Origin of the sequence: Denitratisoma sp. (assembly GCA_032027165.1) — a bacterium.
Classification (GTDB): domain Bacteria; phylum Pseudomonadota; class Gammaproteobacteria; order Burkholderiales; family Rhodocyclaceae; genus Desulfobacillus.
Genome location: JAVSMO010000001.1, coordinates 757,903 through 774,165, shown reverse-complemented (window position 1 = coordinate 774,165; position 16,263 = coordinate 757,903). Strand labels below are relative to the sequence as shown.

The 16,263-nt window shown below is 66.0% G+C and carries 13 protein-coding genes; 3 read left to right on the top strand and 10 right to left on the bottom strand.

Translation table 11 applies throughout. The features are described from left to right. Positions 1-80: 80 nt before the first annotated feature. The 10 genes from lpdA to ROZ00_03690 form a co-directional block, all read right to left on the bottom strand. Positions 81-1,505 (bottom strand): dihydrolipoyl dehydrogenase, encoded by a 1,425-nt coding sequence (gene lpdA / locus ROZ00_03735; protein ID MDT3735321.1) that lies wholly within the window; start codon positions 1,503-1,505, stop codon positions 81-83. A 1-nt stretch (position 1,506) separates the two neighbouring features. Beyond that, complete coding sequence (odhB, locus tag ROZ00_03730; protein MDT3735320.1) at positions 1,507-2,742, bottom strand: 2-oxoglutarate dehydrogenase complex dihydrolipoyllysine-residue succinyltransferase; 1,236 nt, start codon at positions 2,740-2,742, stop codon at positions 1,507-1,509. Between the two features lie 21 nt (positions 2,743-2,763). After that, on the bottom strand, positions 2,764-5,589 hold the full coding sequence (locus ROZ00_03725; GenBank protein ID MDT3735319.1) for a 2-oxoglutarate dehydrogenase E1 component: 2,826 nt from the start codon (positions 5,587-5,589) through the stop codon (positions 2,764-2,766). 111 nt (positions 5,590-5,700) lie between these two features. Then, positions 5,701-6,993, bottom strand: a complete 1,293-nt coding sequence (gene gltA, locus ROZ00_03720) for a citrate synthase (GenBank protein MDT3735318.1) — start codon at positions 6,991-6,993, stop codon at positions 5,701-5,703. 39 nt (positions 6,994-7,032) lie between these two features. Further along, positions 7,033-7,281: a succinate dehydrogenase assembly factor 2 gene (locus tag ROZ00_03715; protein ID MDT3735317.1), complete on the bottom strand. Its 249-nt coding sequence runs from the start codon at positions 7,279-7,281 to the stop codon at positions 7,033-7,035. A 2-nt stretch (positions 7,282-7,283) separates the two neighbouring features. Continuing rightward, positions 7,284-7,994, bottom strand: coding sequence for a succinate dehydrogenase iron-sulfur subunit (locus tag ROZ00_03710; GenBank protein MDT3735316.1), 711 nt, complete (start codon positions 7,992-7,994; stop codon positions 7,284-7,286). A 13-nt stretch (positions 7,995-8,007) separates the two neighbouring features. After that, the gene (gene sdhA / locus ROZ00_03705; GenBank protein ID MDT3735315.1) at positions 8,008-9,795 is read right to left on the bottom strand and encodes a succinate dehydrogenase flavoprotein subunit; all 1,788 of its coding nucleotides are present in this window, start codon (positions 9,793-9,795) and stop codon (positions 8,008-8,010) included. Next, the gene (gene sdhD, locus ROZ00_03700) at positions 9,796-10,143 is read right to left on the bottom strand and encodes a succinate dehydrogenase, hydrophobic membrane anchor protein (GenBank protein MDT3735314.1); all 348 of its coding nucleotides are present in this window, start codon (positions 10,141-10,143) and stop codon (positions 9,796-9,798) included. Beyond that, positions 10,137-10,526 carry a succinate dehydrogenase, cytochrome b556 subunit gene (gene sdhC / locus ROZ00_03695; protein ID MDT3735313.1) on the bottom strand — a complete coding sequence of 130 codons (390 nt, stop codon included), beginning with the start codon at positions 10,524-10,526 and terminating at the stop codon, positions 10,137-10,139. The genes sdhD and sdhC overlap by 7 nt, the downstream gene beginning before the upstream one ends. A gap of 105 nt (positions 10,527-10,631) precedes the next feature. Beyond that, positions 10,632-11,360 (bottom strand): GntR family transcriptional regulator, encoded by a 729-nt coding sequence (locus ROZ00_03690; protein MDT3735312.1) that lies wholly within the window; start codon positions 11,358-11,360, stop codon positions 10,632-10,634. 200 nt (positions 11,361-11,560) lie between these two features. On the opposite strand from ROZ00_03690, the gene ROZ00_03685 reads away from it, so the two are divergent. Genes ROZ00_03685 through acnB form a run of 3 tightly spaced genes read left to right on the top strand, consistent with a single transcriptional unit; the run spans position 11,561 to position 16,191 of the window. Then, positions 11,561-12,550 carry a malate dehydrogenase gene (locus tag ROZ00_03685; GenBank protein MDT3735311.1) on the top strand — a complete coding sequence of 330 codons (990 nt, stop codon included), beginning with the start codon at positions 11,561-11,563 and terminating at the stop codon, positions 12,548-12,550. 25 nt (positions 12,551-12,575) lie between these two features. Beyond that, a complete protein-coding gene (locus ROZ00_03680; protein ID MDT3735310.1) occupies positions 12,576-13,577 on the top strand; it encodes an aldolase/citrate lyase family protein in 1,002 nt (333 codons plus the stop codon). A gap of 28 nt (positions 13,578-13,605) precedes the next feature. After that, positions 13,606-16,191, top strand: coding sequence for a bifunctional aconitate hydratase 2/2-methylisocitrate dehydratase (gene acnB, locus ROZ00_03675; protein ID MDT3735309.1), 2,586 nt, complete (start codon positions 13,606-13,608; stop codon positions 16,189-16,191). Positions 16,192-16,263 lie beyond the last annotated feature (72 nt).

Sequence of the window (16,263 nt, the reverse complement as noted above, 5' to 3'; positions counted from 1 at the left end):
GGGCGTTCATGGTGCGGATTTTAACAGCGAGCCCTCTCCCCCTGCCCCTCACCCGCGCGCGGGAGAGGGGAGGAAGGGGGTCAGAAGTGCAGCGGGCGCTTGTCGACGGACAGGGCGGCCTCGTGCATGACCTCGGACAGCGTCGGATGGGCGTGCACGATGCGGGCGATGTCTTCCGAGCTGGCGTGGAACTCCATGGCGACGACGGCCTCCGAGATCAGTTCGGAGGCGTTGGTGCCGATGATGTGCACGCCGAGGATCTGGTCGGTCTTCGCGTCGGCCAGGATCTTGACGAAGCCGGTGGTGTCGCCCTGCCCCAGCGCGCGGCCGTTGGCGGAAAAGGGGATCTGGCCGGCGCGGTATTCGATGCCGGCGCTCTTCAGCTGCTGTTCGGTCTTGCCGACCCAGGCGATCTCGGGGTGGGTATAGATGACCCAGGGCACGGCGTCGTAGTTGCAGTGCCCGGCCTGGCCGGCGATCAGCTCGGCGACCATGACGCCCTCTTCCATGCCCTTGTGCGCCAGCATCGGGCCGCGCACCACGTCGCCCACCGCCCAGACGTTGGGCAGGTTGCTGCGGCAGTGGTCATCGACGGCGACGCGGCCACGCTCGTCGAGCTGCAGCCCGACCGCCTCGCAGCCGAGGCCGTCGGTATTCGGCGCGCGGCCGACCGAGACGATGAGCTTGTCGCATTCGAGGAGGTGGCTCTCGTCGCCCATCTCGTACTCCACCGCGATGCCCTTCTTGCCGGTGGTCACCTTGCCGATCTTCACGCCAAGGCGGATGTCGAGGCCCTGCTTTTTCGTGAACACCTTCCAGGCTTCCTTGGCGACGGCGCTGTCCGCCGCGGCGAGGAATTCCGGCAGGGCCTCGAGGATGGTGACCTCCGCGCCGAGGCGCTTCCAGACGCTGCCAAGTTCCAGGCCGATGACCCCGGCGCCGATCACGCCGAGGCGCTTCGGCACGGCGTCGAAGGCGAGCGCACCGACATTGTCGCAGACGAGCTTGTTGTCGACGGGGATGCCGTCGAGGTGGCGCGGGCGCGAGCCGGTGGCGACGATGACGTGCTTGGCCGTCACCACTTCGCCGGCGACGTCGACCTCCCAGCCGTCCTCGCCGCCGCCGACGAACCTGCCGTGGCCGGGCAGCAGCGCGACCTTGTTCTTCTTGAACAGGCCCTTGATGCCGCCGGTGAGTTGGGTGACGATGTTGTCCTTGCGCTTGACCATGGTCTTGACGTCGATGCTGACGTCGCCCGTCGTGATGCCGTGCATGACGAAGCCGTGGCGGGCGTTCTCGAAGTGCTCGGAGGACTGCAGCAGCGCCTTGGAGGGAATGCAGCCGACGTTGAGGCAGGTGCCGCCGAGACGCACCTCGCCCTTCGGGTCGTCGTAGGCCTCGGATTCGCAGCAGGCGGTGGAGAAGCCCAGCTGGGCCGCGCGGATGGCGGCGACGTAGCCGCCGGGGCCGCCGCCGATGACGAGCACGTCGAATTGCTTGGCCATGTCAGATCTCCAGCAGCAGGCGCGCCGGGTCCTCCAGCGCGTCCTTCATGGCGACGAGCCCCAGCACCGCCTCGCGGCCGTCGATGATGCGGTGGTCGTAGGACATCGCCAGGTAGTTCATCGGGCGGATGACGATCTGGCCGTTCTCGACGACGGCGCGATCCTTGGTGGCGTGGATGCCGAGGATGGCCGACTGCGGCGGGTTGATGATCGGCGTGGACAGCATCGAGCCGAAGACGCCGCCGTTGGAAATGGAGAAGGTGCCGCCGGTGAGCTCCTCGATGGAGAGTTTGCCGTCCTTCGCCTTGGCGCCGAATTCGGCGATCTTCTTCTCGATCTCGGCCAGCGTCATCTGGTCGGCATCGCGCAGGATCGGCACCACCAGGCCGCGCGGCGAGCCCACGGCGATGCCGATGTCGAAGTAGCCGTGGTAGACGATGTCGTTGCCGTCGATGGAGGCGTTGAGCACCGGGTACTTCTTCAGCGCGGCCACCGCGGCCTTGACGAAGAAGGACATGAAGCCGAGCTTGACGCCGTGCTCCTTCTCGAACTTGTCCTTGTACTTGTTGCGCAGCTCCATCACCGGCGCCATGTTCACCTCGTTGAAGGTGGTGAGGATGGCGGCGGTCGACTGCGACTGCACCAGGCGCTCGGCGATGCGAGCGCGCAGGCGGCTCATCGGCACGCGCTGCTCGGTGCGCTCGCCGACGATGTTGTCGACGTTCACCGGGGCGGCGGGCTGGGCCAGGGCCGGGCGCGCGGGCGCGGCGGACGCCGCCGGGGCGGCCGGGCGCTGGCCGGTTTCGAGCACGTCGGCCTTGGTGACGCGGCCGCCGCGGCCGGAGCCTTCGACGGCGGCGGCATCGAGGCCCTTCTCGGCCATCAGCTTGCGCGCGGCGGGGCCGGCGGGGGCGGCGGCAGCGGGCGCAGAAGTCAGCTTCTGCGGGGCGGCGGCCACCTTGGCGGGCGCCGCAGCGGCAGCGCCGGCAGCGGCTTTCGCTTCCGTATCGAGCTGGGCGATGACTTCGCCGGCGACGACGGTTTCGCCGTTGCCCTTGAGGATCTTCACCAGCACGCCGGCTTCGGGGGCGGGCAGTTCGAGCACGACCTTGTCGGTCTCGATGTCGATGAGGTTCTCGTCGCGGGCGACGGCCTGGCCTTCCTGCTTGTGCCAGGAGACCAGGGTCGCCTCGGCGACGGATTCGGACAGTTGGGGAACTTTGACGTCAATGATCATTGATCTCTCCGATTTTCCTTGTCACTGCTTCGAGCCGAGGGCCTCGTTGATGAGGTCCTTCTGCTGCTCCATGTGCTTCGAGGCATAGCCCACCGCCGGCGAGGACGAGGCCGGCCGCGAGACGACCAGCAGCTCCTGGCCCTTGCGCAGGACGCTCTGCAGGCGGTGCGCCTTGGCGTACCAGGCACCCTGGTTGAGCGGCTCCTCCTGGCACCACACCAGCTCGCGCGCGTTGGCAAAGCGCTTCAGCTCCTCGGCGAAACGGCGGTCGTCGAAGGGATAGAGCTGCTCGACGCGCAGGAAGGCGACGTTGTCGATCTTGCGCTCGCGCCGCGCCGCCAGCAGGTCGAAATACACCTTGCCGGCGCAGGCGACGACGCGCGTCACCTTCTTGGGATCGATCGGGTCGATGTCGCCGATGACGGTATTGAAGGTATCGTTGGCGATGTCCTCGAGCGTCGTGGCTGCCTCCTTGTTCCGAAGCAGCGACTTCGGCGTGAACACGATCAACGGCTTGCGCTGCTTCCTCAGCATCTGCCGGCGCAGCAGGTGGTATACCTGGCCGGCGCTCGACGGCATGCAGACTTCCCAGTTGAATTCGGCGGAGAGCTGCATGTAGCGCTCGACCCGCGCGGACGAGTGCTCCGGGCCCTGGCCCTCGTAGCCGTGCGGCAGCAGCAGCACGAGGCCGCAGCCGCGGCCCCACTTGGCTTCGCCCGAGGAGAGGAACTGGTCGATGACGACCTGGGCGCCGTTGGCGAAGTCGCCGAACTGCGCCTCCCAGACCACCAGCTCGTTGGGGCTGGCGGTGGCAAAGCCGTACTCGAAGGCCAGCACGGCCTCTTCGGAGAGCACCGAGTCGAAGCAGTGGAACCAGCCCTGCTTCTCCTGCAGGTTGGCCAGCGGCCACCAGGTGCCCTCGTCCCACTTCTCGCGGTTCTGGTCGTGCAGCGCGGCGTGGCGGTGGAAGAAGGTGCCGCGGCCGACGTCCTCGCCCGAGATGCGCACGTTGAAGCCGGCGGCGAGCAGCGTGGCGTAGGCGAGGTTCTCCGCCATGCCCCAGTCGACCGGCAGCTTGCCCTGCCCCATCGCCTTGCGGTCGTCGATGATCTTCTGCACGCGCGGATGCAGCGTGAAATTGGCCGGCACGTCGGTGAGGCGGCCGGCGAGGCGCTTGAGCTCCTTCATCGGCACGGTGGTGTCGCACTTCTCCGTGTAGGGCACGTTGACGTGCGGCGTCCAGTCGATGGCGAACTTGCTGTGGTAGTCGGTGATGACCGGATCGATCAGGTGGCGGCCCTCGTCGAGGGCGGCGCGGTAGTCCTTGATTTTCCGTTCGGCATCGCCCGGCGCGATGACGCCCTGCGCCTCCAGCTTGTCGGCATAGAGCTTGCGCGTGCCGGGATGCTGGGCGACCTTCTTGTACATCAGCGGCTGGGTCACCATCGGCTCGTCCTGCTCGTTGTGGCCAAGCTTGCGGAAGCAGACGATGTCGACCACCACGTCCTTGCGGAATTCCTGGCGGAACTCCATGGCGATCTGGGTCACCAGGGCGACGGCCTCGGGATCGTCGCCGTTCACGTGGAAGATCGGCGCCTCGACCATCTTGAAGAGGTCGGTGCAATAGAGCGAGGAGCGGTAGTCGCGCAGGTCGGAGGTGGTGAAGCCGATCTGGTTGTTCACGATCAGGTGCACCGTGCCGCCGGTGCCGTAGCCGCGCGTCTGCGAGAAATTGAGCATCTCCTGGTTGACGCCCTGCCCGGCGACGGCGGCGTCGCCGTGGATGAGCACCGGCAGCGCCTCGGCCTTGCCGTTGGCGCCGCGCCGCACCTGGCGCGCGTAGACCGAGCCGGCGACCACCGGATTGACGATCTCCAGATGCGAGGGGTTGAAGGCCAGCGTGAGGTGCATCGGCCCGCCGGGAGTGGCGACGTCCGAAGAGTAGCCCATGTGGTACTTGACGTCGCCGGCGGAGAGCACGGAGGCCTTCTTGCCCTCGAACTCGGCGAACAGCATGGAGGGCTGCTTGCCGAGGGTATTCACCAGGACGTTGAGGCGGCCGCGGTGGGCCATGCCTATGACCATTTCCTGCACGCCGACGCTGCCGGCGGTACGGATCAGCTGGTCCATCGCCAGGATCAGCGATTCGCCGCCTTCGAGCGAGAAGCGCTTCTGGCCGACGTATTTGGTGTGCAGGTAGCGCTCGAGCGTCTCGGCCTGGGTGATCAGGCGCAGGAAGCGCTTCTTGTCGTCCGCACTGAAGGGAAAGCTCGATCGGATGGTTTCCAGCCTGGCCTGGATCCAGCGCTTCTGCGCCACCTCGGACAGGTACATGTACTCGGCGCCGATGGTGCCGCAGTAGGTCTGGCGCAAGGCTTCGAGAATCTCGCGCAGCGTGGCCTGCTCGGGCGCGGCGGCGAAGCTGCCGGTGGCGAAGGTCTGGCCGAGGTCGGCCTCGGTGAAGCCGTAATGCGCCGGGTCCAGCTCCGGGATCGCCGGCCGTTCGCTGCGCTTGAGCGGGTCGAGCTGGGCCCAGCGGTTGCCGAGAAAGCGGTAGGCGTTGATGAGCTGCAGGACGGCGACCTGCTTCTTGTCGGCGGCGGCGCCGGACGGCGCGGTGCGCAGCGTGCCGAGCTTGGCACGTTGCGCGAATGATGCGACGACCGGAGCGTGGGCGACGTCACGGCCGGCGCCGACGCCGGCGCCGGGCAGGTTCTGCAGGCGGTCGAAATAGTCGCGCCAGACGTCGGTGACGGACGCCGGGTTCTCAAGATAAGACTCGTAGAGCTCCTCGATGAAGGGCGCGTTGGCACCGAAGAGATACGAGTTGCCGAGCATCTGCTTCATTAGGCTCATGCTGTGACCTCGCGGGGGTTGGGGCGGGTGGCTGTTGTCGTCCTCGGGAAACGGCAGGCGGGGAGGAGGATCGCTCCTCCCTGTTCCCTGTATGTCGTGCGATCAGCGCTTGTCCAGGGGCGGCACGTTGCGCTGCTGGGCGCCGGTGAACAACTGGCGCGGGCGGCCGATCTTCTGCTCGGGATCGGAGATCATCTCGTTCCACTGGGCGATCCAGCCGACCGTGCGCGCCAGCGCGAAGATGCCGGTGAACAGCTGCGTCGGGATGCCGAGCGCGCGCTGGACGATGCCGGAGTAGAAATCGACGTTCGGATAGAGCTTCTTCTGCACGAAGTATTCGTCCTCGAGGGCGATCTTCTCCAGGGCGACGGCCAGCTTGAAGAGGCGGTCGTCGTGCAGCCCCAGTTCATTGAGCACTTCATGGCAGGTCTCGCGCATCAGCTTGGCGCGCGGATCGAAGTTCTTGTACACGCGATGGCCGAAGCCCATCAGCTTGAAGGAATCGTTCTTGTCCTTGGCGCGCTTGATGTACTCGCCGACGCGGGAGACATCGCCGATTTCCTCGAGCATCTGCAGACAGGCCTCGTTGGCACCGCCGTGCGCCGGGCCCCACAGACAGGCGATGCCGGCCGAGATGCAGGCGAAGGGGTTGGCGCCGGAGGAGCCCGCCAGGCGCACCGTCGAGGTGGAGGCGTTCTGCTCGTGGTCGGCATGCAGGATGAGGATGCGGTCGAGCGCGCGCACCAGCACCGGGTTCGGCACATAGTCCTCGCACGGGTTGCCGAACATCATGCGCATGAAGTTGGCGGTGTACGAAAGGTCGTTGCGCGGGTACATGAACGGTTCGCCGCGGCCGTACTTGTAGGCCATGGCGACGATGTTCGGCAGCTTGGCGATCAGGCGGTGCGCCGAGATGTCGCGATGGTACTGGTCGGAGATGTCCATCGCGTCGTGGTAGAAGGCGGAGAGAGCGCCGACCACGCCGACCAGCACGGCCATCGGGTGCGCGTCGCGGCGGAAGCCGGAATAGAAGCGGATGAGCTGCTCGTGCACCATCGTGTGGCGCTTGATGATGGTGTCGAACTCGTCCTTCTGCTGCGCGTTCGGCAATTCGCCCTTGAGGATCAGGTAGGCGACCTCGAGGAAGTCGCAGTTCTGCGCCAGCTGCTCGATGGGGTAGCCGCGATAGAGCAGCACGCCGGCGTCGCCGTCGATGTAGGTGATGGCCGACTTGCAGGCGGCGGTGGACATGAAGCCCGGGTCGAAGGTGAACATGCCCGTCTTGGCATAGAGCTGGCGGATGTCGATCGCATCCGGGCCAATCGTTCCGGAGTAGACCGGCAGTTCGATGTTCTTGCCGTCGACCGTAAGCGTAGCGTTGCGTTGAGTGTTCATCTTTGCATCCCCATCAAAAAGTCGGAAAAACTCTCCCGTTCAAACCTGGCGCAGCTTTTCAACCATGCCCTTCAATTGCGGATCGTCCGTCTCCCGCCGACCGCTCACCAAATCCCACAAGTCGTGGTCTTCCATCGCCACCAGTCGTTCCAGCGCCGCTTCGGTGGCGGCATCGACATCGTCGCCGGTGCGGCGCCAGTAGCGCTGGAACATCAGGTCCAGCTCCAGCAGGGCGCGCCGGCAATGCCAGCGCAGGCGGCGCAGCCGCGCCCCGCGTTCCTCGTCCATGCTCAAACGGCGCGCCGCACCATGGCGTCCTTGATCTTGCCGATCGCCCGCGTCGGATTAAGGCCCTTCGGGCAGACGTCGACGCAGTTCATGATGCTGTGGCAGCGGAACAGGCGGTAGGGGTCCTCGAGGTTGTCGAGGCGCTCGCTGGTTGCCTGATCCCTTGTGTCGGCAATGAAGCGGTAGGCCTGCAGCAGGCCGGCCGGGCCGACGAACTTGTCGGGGTTCCACCAGAACGACGGGCAGGAGGTCGAGCAGCAGGCGCACAGGATGCACTCGTACAAGCCGTTCAGCTCCTCGCGCTCCTCCGGCGTCTGCAGCCGCTCGGTCTCCGGCGGCGGGTCGTTGTTGATCAGGTACGGCTTGATCGAGTGGTACTGCTTGAAGAACTGCGTCATGTCCACGATCAGGTCGCGGATGATCGGCAGGCCGGGCAGCGGGCGCAGCACGACGGGCTCGGGCAGGTCCTTCAGTTCGGTCAGGCAGGCCAGGCCGTTGCGGCCGTTGATGTTCAGCGCATCGGAACCGCAGACGCCCTCGCGGCAGGAGCGGCGGAAGGCGATCGAGTCGTCCTTGGCCTTCAGCTTCACCATGGCGTCGAGCAGCTTGCGGTCGGTGGCATCCACCTCGACGGTGATGTCCTGCATGTAGGGCTTGTCGTCCTTGTCCGGATCGTAGCGGTAGATCTTGAACTGCATGGTTCGTGTGGTCATCTTCCGGAACTCCTCAGTACGCGCGCTTCTTCAGTTCGATGGTGTCGACGGTGAGCGGGGTCAGCTTCACCGACTTGTAGTCGAGGCGGTTGCCCTCCTTGAACCACAGGGTGTGCTTGAGCCAGTTCGTGTCGTCGCGGCCGTTCGGGTGCTCCGGCGTGTCCGGCGCGTCGTCGCGGACGTGGGCGCCGCGCGATTCCTTGCGCGCCTCGGCCGAGATCATGGTGGCCACCGCAACCTCGATCAGGTTCTCCAGTTCGAGCGCCTCGATGCGGGCGGTGTTGAAGACCTTGGACTTGTCCTTGATCGCGGTGCGCTGGACGTCCTTCTGCACCTCGAGGATCTTCGAGACGCCCTCCTTCAGCTTGTCGGCGAAGCGGAACACGCCGCAGTGGTTCTGCATGGTGCGCTGCATGGCCAGGCGCGACTCGTGCACGTCGGCGCCGTCCTTCTGCGTGTCGAGGCGGGCGATGCGCGCGAGCGTGCGCTCGATGGCCTCCTCCGGCAGTGCCTTGTGCGCCCTGGTCGATTTCTTCACGTCCTCGACGGCGGTCTCGCCGGCCGACTTGCCGAACACCAGCAGGTCGAGCAGCGAGTTGGTGCCGAGGCGGTTGGCGCCGTGCACCGAGGCGCAGGCGCATTCGCCGGCCGCGTAGAAGCCGGGCACGGCGACGTTCATGCTGGAGCCGCGCGGCGCCACCACCTGGCCGCTGTAGTTGGTCGGGATGCCGCCCATCTGGTAGTGGCAGGTCGGCACCACCGGGATCGGCTCCTTGATCGGGTCGATGCCGGCGAACTGGATGGAGATCTCGCGGATGCCCGGCAGGCGCTGCATGATCACCTTCGGGTCGAGGTGGGTGATGTCGAGCAGCACGAAATCCTTGTTCGGGCCGCAGCCGCGCCCTTCGTTGATCTCGGTGACCATGGCGCGCGAGACGACGTCTCGCGAGGCGAGGTCCTTGGCGTTGGGCGCGTAGCGCTCCATGAAGCGCTCGCCGGCGCTGTTCCTCAGGATGCCGCCCTCGCCGCGCACGCCCTCGGTGATGAGCACGCCGGCGCCGGCGACGCCGGTCGGGTGGAACTGCCAGAACTCCATGTCCTCGAGCGGGATGCCGGCGCGCGCCGCCATGCCGAGGCCGTCGCCGGTGTTGATGAAGGCGTTGGTCGAGGAGTAGTAGATGCGGCCCGCGCCGCCGGTGGCGAAGATGGTGGCCTTGGCCTGGAAGGCGACGATCTCGCCGGTTTCCATCTCCAGGGCGGTGACGCCGAGCACTTCCCCCTCGGCATCGCGGATCAGGTCGAGCGCCATCCACTCGACGAAGAACTGGGTGTTGGCGCGCACGTTGCGCTGGTAGAGCGCATGCAGCATGGCGTGTCCGGTGCGGTCGGCGGCGGCGCAGGAGCGGCGCACCGGCTTCTCGCCGAAGTTCGACATGTGGCCGCCGAAGGGGCGCTGGTAGATCTTGCCGGCGTCGGTGCGGTCGAAGGGCATGCCGTAGTGCTCGAGCTCGATCACCACTTCGTTGGCCTTGCGGCACATGAACTCGATGGCGTCCTGGTCGCCGAGCCAGTCGGAACCCTTGACGGTGTCGTACATGTGCCAGTGCCAGTGGTCTTCCTCGGAGTTGCCGAGCGAAGCGGCCACGCCACCCTGCGCTGCAACGGTGTGCGAACGCGTCGGGAAGACCTTGGTGATGACGGCCGTCTTGAGGCCGGATTCGGAAAGCTGCAGGGCGGCGCGCAGGCCGGCGCCGCCGGCGCCGACGATGACCGCGTCAAAGGTGCGTTTGGTGATCTTCACTTACAGCCTCCAGAGAATCGACACCGCCCAGCCGGTGTAGCCGACGAGGACGAGGAGCGTGAGGACGTGCAGCGCAAGGCGCACGCCGTTCGGCTTGACGTAGTCCATCCAGATATCGCGCACGCCGACCCAGGCGTGGTACATGAGGCTGACGATGAAGAGGAAGGTAAGGAAGCGCACGAAGCCGCCGGCCATGAAGTCGCGCCAGGATTCGTAGGTGATGCGCTCCTGTCCCAGCAGCAGGACGAAGATGAGAATCGTGTAGACCGCCATGACGACGGCGGTGATGCGCTGCGCCAGCCAGTCCTTCAGGCCGTAGTGCGCGCCGACGATGATGTTCTTCACCATAGTTTCACCCCCAGGATCGCGGTCAGCGCCAGGCTGATGACCAGCACGGCCTTCGTGCTGGCGCGGGCCGGCTTGAGATCGGTGCCCATGTCGAGATCGAGCAGCAGGATGCGGATGCCCATGCAGAAATGGTGCAGGAATGCCCAGAGCAGGCCGGTCAGCACCAGCTTGGCGAGGGGGTGGGCAACGACAGACTGGAGCATGGCGAAGCCCAGTGAAGAGTCGAGGCTCAGCTCGAACAGGAAAATCAGGAAAGGCAGCATGAGGAACAATCCCGCCCCGCTGATGCGATGCAATATGGAAGCGATCGCCGGAAGCGGCTGTTTGATAACCCGAAGGTCAAGGTGCTTCGGGCGCTCCTTTTTAATGGATAATTCCGTCATACTTCATTTCCCCCTACGCTGTGCAGCGCAACATAAAGCGCTGCGATACCCCAATAAACCGTTAATTATAGCTTCTCGTCGGGCGTCGTCAGTGGCGTCCCCGCCTCAATTCAACTCGTTCAGGTAATAGTGCTCGGCGGTGGCATACAGGCCGCGCCGCCATTCGACCGGCTTTTCGCCGTAGGTATAGGTCACGCGTTCCACGGAGAGCAGCGGACTGCCCTCGCCGACAGCGAGTTGCTCCGCCGAAGCGCGGTCGGCGGCCACGGCGCGGATACGCTCCTCAGCCCGGATCATGCGCACGCCGAAGCGTGTCTCGAACAGGCTGTAGAGCGAACCCTGGTATTCCTGCAGGACTTCCAGCGACAGCCCCTGGAAAATTTCGCCCGGCAGATAGATTTCGTCGAGTACCACCGGTTTTCCGTTGAACTTGAGCACGCGGCGCACGATGGTGATGGGCGCGCCGGGGGCGATGTCGAGGATGCGGGCGGCTTCCTGTCCGGCCTTGGCGCGCCAGCATTCCAGCGGTACGCTCTGCGGCACGGCGACGCCGCCCTCGTTGGGAACGACGCGGAGAAAACGGAAGAAGGCGCGCGGATCGTTGTGCGAAGCAACATAAGTACCCTTGCCCTGCTTGCGCACGACAAGATTTTCAGCCGCCATCTCGTCGATGGCCTTGCGTACGGTGCCCTGGCTGACATTGAAGCGGATGGCCAACTCGGCCTCGCTGGGAATGACCTCGCCGGGACGCCACTCGCCGGATGCAAGGCCCTGCAGGATCAGGTTCTTGATCTGGCGATAGAGAGGACTGAAGGTCGGGGACACTTGCGCCATGGGTGAATTTCAGCATAAAAAAACCCTAACGTCTATAGTCTCTCTTATGTCTTATATATAACATAAGATACCTATTGACACACTGCAAAAAGGAATCTACCATCGCCCGCATTCCCGGCTGGCGTGCATTTGCATGATTCCGCTGCCCCGCCCGACGGACGAAGCGCCTTTCGAATAACCTGAATCGAGGAGTCACTTCCATGGCCAAAGCCCCCGTTCGTGTCACAGTCACCGGCGCCGCCGGACAAATCGGTTACGCCCTGCTGTTCCGCATCGCCAGCGGCGAAATGCTCGGCAAGGACCAGCCCGTCATCCTGCAGATGCTCGAACTGCCCATGGAGAAGGCCCAGGCCGCGCTGAAGGGCGTCATGATGGAACTGGAAGACTGCGCCTTCCCGCTGCTCGCCGGCATGGTCGGCACCTCCGACCCGATGGTGGCCTTCAAGGACACCGACTACGCCCTGCTGGTCGGCGCCAAGCCGCGCGGCCCCGGCATGGAGCGCAAGGATCTCCTCCTCGAGAACGCCAAGATCTTCATCGAGCAGGGCAAGGCCCTCAACGCCGTCGCCTCGCGCAAGGTGCGCGTGCTGGTGGTCGGCAACCCGGCCAACACCAACGCCTACATCGCCATGAAGTCGGCCCCCGACCTGCCGAAGCAGAACTTCACCGCCATGCTGCGCCTCGACCACAACCGCGCCGTCTCGCAGCTCGCCACGCGCACCGGCAAGGCCGTCACCGACATCGAGAAGATGATCGTCTGGGGCAACCATTCCCCCACCATGTATCCGGACGTCCGCTTCTGCACCGTCGCCGGCCAGGCCGCGCCGCAGGCCATCAACGACGAGGCCTGGTACCGAAACGAGTACATCCCGAAGGTCGGCAAGCGCGGCGCCGCCATCATCGAGGCGCGTGGCGCCTCCTCGGCCGCCTCCGCCGCCAACGCCGCCATCGACCACATGCGCGACTGGGCGCTCGGCACCAGCGGCAAGTGGGTCACCATGGGCATTCCCTCCGACGGCTCCTACGGCATCCCGCAGGACATCGTCTACGGCGTGCCGGTCACCTGCGCCAATGGCGAGTACACCCGCGTCACCGGGCTGGCCATCGACGACTACTCGCGCACCATGATGGACAAGACGCTCGCCGAGCTGAAGGAAGAGCAGGCCGGCGTCGCCAGCATGCTGGGCTGAGCATCCGGACCGGGGTGAACGCAAAGTGAACGCCGCGCTTCACCCCGCCGCCGTTCTCTACCGCGAAGCCAGGCCCTTCCCCGCCCTGCCCGCCTGCGAGCACTATGCCGGCAGCGAGAAGCTGATCGGCAAGGGTCTCGCCCTGCAGCAGGCGCTGGGGCCGGTCTTCGACCTCACCTGCGACTGCGAGGACGGCGCCCCCGCCGGCGCCGAGAAAGCCCATGCCGAGATGGTGGCGCAAGCCATCAACTCCGGCGACAACCGGCACAACCGCGTCGGCGCCCGCATCCACGACATCACCCATCCGCATTGGCGCGACGACCTCGAGATCATCGTCGGCGCAGCCGGTGCGCGTTTGGCCTACGTCACCTTCCCCAAGGTCGGTGGGCGCCAGGATGCGCAGACCATGCTGATGGCGCTCGCCGCCGTCGCCAAGATCAACGGCATCGAGCGGCCGATTCCGGCGCACATTCTGATCGAGACGCACGGCGCCCTGCGCGAAGTACATGAGATCGCCGCCCTGCCCGGCGTCGAGACGCTGGACTTCGGCCTGATGGATTTCGTCAGCGGCCACCACGGCGCGATTCCCGCTTCGGCGATGAAGAGCCCGGGGCAATTCGAGCATCCGCTGGTGGCGCGCGCCAAGTGCGAAATCGCCGCCGCCGCACTCGGCCGCGGCCTGGTGCCCTCGCATAACGTCACGACTGAACTGCACGACACGCAGGAGGTCTACCACGATGCCAGGCGCGCCCGCGAGCAGTTCGGCTACCTGCGCATGTGGAGCATCCATCCGAACCAGGTTCAGCCGATCATTGACGCCATGCGGCCGCAATTCGACGAGGTGAACGAAGCGGTGGCCATCCTGCTCGCCGCGCAAGCCGCCGGCTGGGGGCCGATCCGCCACAACGGCCGCCTGCACGATCGCGCCTCGTACCGCTATTACTGGGAACTGCTGCAGCGCGCCCACACGACTGGCATGGATTTGCCGGCCGGCGCACGACAGCAGTTCTTTTCCGCAACCGCATAAACATTGCCCTTTTAGAGAGGACCCTACCGTGCTAGAAGCCTACCGTGCCCACGTTGCCGAGCGCGCCGCCCTCGGCATCCCGCCGCTGCCCCTCACCGCCAAGCAGACCGGGGAACTGGTCGACCTGCTGAAGAATCCCCCCAAGGGCGAAGAGGCCTTCCTGGTCGACCTCATCACCCACCGCGTGCCGGCCGGCGTGGATGACGCCGCCAAGGTGAAGGCCGTCTTCCTGGCGAAGGTCGCCAAGGGCGAGGAAGCCTGCGCGCTGATCACGCGCGAAAAGGCCACCGAGCTCCTCGGCACCATGCTCGGCGGCTACAACGTCAAGCCGCTGATCGACCTGCTCGACGACGCCGCGGTCGGCGCCGTCGCCGCCAAGGGCCTGAAGGGCACGCTGCTGATGTTCGACTACTTCCACGACGTCGCCGAGAAGGCCAAGAAAGGCAACGCCAACGCCAAGTCGGTGATGCAGTCGTGGGCCGATGCCGAGTGGTTCACCTCTCGCCCGGAAGTGGCGAAGAAGATCTCCGTCACTGTCTTCAAGGTCACCGGCGAGACCAACACCGACGACCTCTCGCCCGCGCCCGACGCCTGGAGCCGCCCCGACATCCCGCTGCACGGCCTGGCCATGCTGAAGAACCCCCGCGAGGGCATCGTGCCGGAGAAACCCGGCGAGCGCGGCCCGATCCAGCTGATCGAAGACCTGAAGAAGAAAGGCCACCCGGTCGCCTACGTCGGCGACGTGGTCGGCACCGGTTCCTCGCGCAAGTCGGCCACCAACTCGGTGATCTGGTGGACCGGCGACGACATCCCCTTCGTGCCGAACAAGCGCTACGGCGGCTTCTGCCTCGGCGGCAAGATCGCGCCGATCTTCTTCAACACCCAGGAGGACGCCGGCGCCTTCCCGATCGAGTGCGATGTCAGCCAGATGAACATGGGCGACGTCGTGGACATCTACCCCTACGAAAAGAAAATCGAAAAGAACGGCCAGGTCATCGCCACCTTCGCCTACAAGTCGGAAGTGCTGCTGGACGAAGTGCGCGCCGGTGGCCGCATCAACCTGATCATCGGCCGCGGCCTCACCGCGCGCGCGCGGGAGGCGCTCGGCCTGCCCGTCAGCACGCTGTTCCGCCTGCCGCAGGCGCCGAAGGACTCCGGCAAGGGCTTCTCGCTGGCACAGAAGATGGTCGGCCGGGCCTGCGGCCTGCCCGAGGGCAAGGGCGTCCGCCCGGGCACCTACTGCGAGCCGAAGATGACCACCGTCGGCTCGCAGGACACCACCGGCCCGATGACGCGCGACGAGCTGAAGGACCTCGCCTGCCTCGGCTTCTCCGCCGACATGGTGATGCAGTCGTTCTGCCACACCGCCGCCTACCCGAAGCTGGTCGACGTGCGCATGCACCGCGAGCTGCCGGGCTTCATCAGCACGCGCGGCGGCGTCGCCCTGCGTCCCGGCGACGGCGTCATCCATTCCTGGCTCAATAGATTGCTGTTGCCCGACACGGTGGGAACCGGCGGCGACTCGCACACCCGCTTCCCGATCGGCATCTCCTTCCCGGCCGGCTCCGGCCTGGTCGCCTTCGCCGCCGCCACTGGCGTCATGCCGCTCGACATGCCGGAATCGGTGCTGGTGCGCTTCAAGGGCAAGCTGCAGCCCGGCGTCACGCTGCGCGACCTGGTGAACGCCATTCCCTACTACGCCATCAAACAGGGCCTGCTCACCGTCGAGAAAAAGGGCAAGAAGAACGTCTTCTCCGGCCGCATCCTCGAGATCGAGGGCCTGCCCGACCTGAAGGTGGAACAGGCCTTCGAATTGTCCGACGCCTCGGCCGAGCGCTCCGCCGCCGGCTGCACGGTGCACCTCGACAAGGCGCCGATCATCGAGTACATGCGCTCGAACATCGTGCTGATGAAGTGGATGATCGCCAACGGCTACCAGGACAAGCGCTCGCTCGAGCGCCGCATCAAGGCCATGGAAGCCTGGATCGCCAACCCGCAGCTGCTGAAGGGCGACGCCGACGCCGAGTACGCCGCGGTGATCGAGATCGATCTCGCCGACGTCAAGGAGCCGCTGGTGGCCTGCCCGAACGACCCGGACGACGTCAAGCCGCTGTCCGAAGTCGCCGGCGACAAGATCGACGAGGTCTTCATCGGCTCGTGCATGACCAACATCGGCCACTTCCGCGCCGCCGGCAAGGTGCTCGACGGCAAGAGCGACATCCCGACCCGCCTGTGGATCGCCCCGCCGACCAAGATGGACGCCATGATCCTCAACGAGGAAGGCTATTACGCCATCCTCGGCAAGAGCGGCGCGCGCATGGAGATGCCCGGCTGCTCGCTGTGCATGGGCAACCAGGCGCAGATCCGCAAGGGTTCGACGGCGATGTCGACCTCGACGCGCAACTTCCCCAACCGCCTCGGCATCGACACACGCGTCTACCTGGGCTCGGCCGAACTGGCGGCGGTCTGCGCGCTGATGGGCAGGATCCCGACGGTGGCCGAGTACCTGGAGCAGGTCAAGGCGGTGAACGCCAAGGCCGCCGACGTGTACCGCTACATGAACTTCGACCAGATCGCCGAGTTCAAGGAAGTCGCGGATACAGTGACGGTGTAAGCCGCCGTCCCGCCGGGACTGACTTTCAGCTCCGGCATGACGGCCGCCCGTGCGGGCATGGGTCTTCTCTGA

Bases quoted from the DNA above. Each gene is read 5' to 3' on its own strand.
- lpdA (MDT3735321.1), bottom strand. From the start codon at position 1,505: ATGGCCAAGCAATTCGACGTGCTCGTCATCGGCGGCGGCCCCGGCGGC.
- odhB (MDT3735320.1), bottom strand. From the start codon at position 2,742: ATGATCATTGACGTCAAAGTTCCCCAACTGTCCGAATCCGTCGCCGAG.
- ROZ00_03725 (MDT3735319.1), bottom strand. From the start codon at position 5,589: ATGAAGCAGATGCTCGGCAACTCGTATCTCTTCGGTGCCAACGCGCCC.
- gltA (MDT3735318.1), bottom strand. From the start codon at position 6,993: ATGAACACTCAACGCAACGCTACGCTTACGGTCGACGGCAAGAACATC.
- ROZ00_03715 (MDT3735317.1), bottom strand. From the start codon at position 7,281: ATGGACGAGGAACGCGGGGCGCGGCTGCGCCGCCTGCGCTGGCATTGC.
- ROZ00_03710 (MDT3735316.1), bottom strand. From the start codon at position 7,994: ATGACCACACGAACCATGCAGTTCAAGATCTACCGCTACGATCCGGAC.
- sdhD (MDT3735314.1), bottom strand. From the start codon at position 10,143: ATGGTGAAGAACATCATCGTCGGCGCGCACTACGGCCTGAAGGACTGG.
- sdhC (MDT3735313.1), bottom strand. From the start codon at position 10,526: ATGACGGAATTATCCATTAAAAAGGAGCGCCCGAAGCACCTTGACCTT.
- ROZ00_03690 (MDT3735312.1), bottom strand. From the start codon at position 11,360: ATGGCGCAAGTGTCCCCGACCTTCAGTCCTCTCTATCGCCAGATCAAG.
- ROZ00_03685 (MDT3735311.1), top strand. From the start codon at position 11,561: ATGGCCAAAGCCCCCGTTCGTGTCACAGTCACCGGCGCCGCCGGACAA.